Source organism: Methanoregula sp. (genome assembly GCF_002835825.1).
GTDB lineage: Archaea > Halobacteriota > Methanomicrobia > Methanomicrobiales > Methanospirillaceae > Methanoregula.
The window spans coordinates 1-1,283 of the sequence record NZ_PIZH01000597.1; the positions used below are offsets into that span (position 1 = coordinate 1).

General features: G+C 57.7%; 3 protein-coding genes. All 3 read left to right on the forward strand.

Annotated features, from left to right (window positions below):
* Window positions 1-245 (forward strand): hypothetical protein (locus CW742_RS13655; protein ID WP_292421313.1); only part of this gene is annotated, 245 nt, incomplete at its 5' end.
* Between the two features lie 45 nt (window positions 246-290).
* Window positions 291-626 (forward strand): hypothetical protein, encoded by a 336-nt coding sequence (locus CW742_RS13660; protein WP_292421316.1) that lies wholly within the window; start codon window positions 291-293, stop codon window positions 624-626.
* A partial coding sequence (locus CW742_RS13665) for a hypothetical protein (protein ID WP_292421319.1) occupies window positions 623-1,283 on the forward strand: 661 nt, incomplete at its 3' end. The genes CW742_RS13660 and CW742_RS13665, both read left to right, overlap by 4 nt.

Genomic DNA, 1,283 nt, shown 5'->3' on the forward strand with positions numbered 1-1,283 from the left:
TCCTGGAAGAGAGGCCGGCAGAGGATCCAACAGAGTGGATCCTCAAATCCATGACCGCACCCGGTGACACGTCCCGCCCGGTTGAGTCATCGTCGCTTTTCGAGCCGCTGTACCATTTCACCACGCTCTGCAGCCAGCCCCGGGTAACCGTGCCGGAAGAAAAAAGAAGATCTCTGATCCATGCTGTTCTCCGGTTTCGGAATGCCGACAACGGGTTAGGGCTGCCGTTTTCGACAATGATCTAGACCTCCCCTGGCATGTCCTACCTGAAGTTATTGGATCCCAACGCATTGCTTCAGACGTCACGGGATTTTCTCCGGCACTGCGAGGATCCGGAGTACGGTTTTCTCTCCGTGCCCAATGCCCGGCCCGCATTCCTTGAGCATATCCATGCCGGTGTGCTGGCCTGCTCGGTGATAGGGTATCGTTCACCAGCTCTCCCGCGCTGCGAGGAGTTTATTGAAAAATGCCAGAAGGGGAATGGCGGGTATGTCCGCTCGGTCTTCGGCGGATCGGCCACGCTGGAGAATACCTGGCTCGCTGTCGAAGCCGGCGCCCTGATCAGAAGACTTGAATCGGGACCGGAAATTATCCCGCACATGATGGAGCGGGAGGCCCTGCCATGAAATCTCCGGTCAAGTCCCGGCTGATGAAGATACTGCTCGATGGGGAGCCGCACCGGGAGATCGATCTCGCTACCGGAGTCGGATTCACGAAAGTCGCAACGATCCGGAAATTGATCGATTCATTCGAGCGGGCACGGATCCTCAGCCGAAGGAGGGACGGGGAGAACACCGGCTGGATCTGCCAGCTGAACCTCACGCACGATGCGGTAGTGAAGATCTACCATCATCCTGAACTGGTCCTTCTCCGCCCGCTCATCCGCGAGCAGCCCTGGTTCGCTCCTCTCTTCACCGCGAATTTCGACACCCTGCCGGATCCTCTCCCGTCCCTCATCCAGCGGATGGTCGTGCAGTCCCATACATTCTTTGAGATCATTTGCCGGTATGATTCCCCGGAAACGATCAGGGAGACCTATGAGCCGGTTCTCGTAGTAAACCGTCTCTCCGGTATCCGGAATCCGCTCTTCAATGATCTGTACCTCTGGTACCAGATCTATGTTCACGCGGTCATCCGGGATATCGATCACGGCGGGCTCGGGAGCGGTTTTGCCGGCCTCCTCGCCGAATGCCAGCAGGAACTCGTTGCATTGTCCGGGTCCCCCGGCAGCGGAACGAAAGACCCTCAGAGAACCAGAAGGAAAAAAGCACCTGCAATAAGCC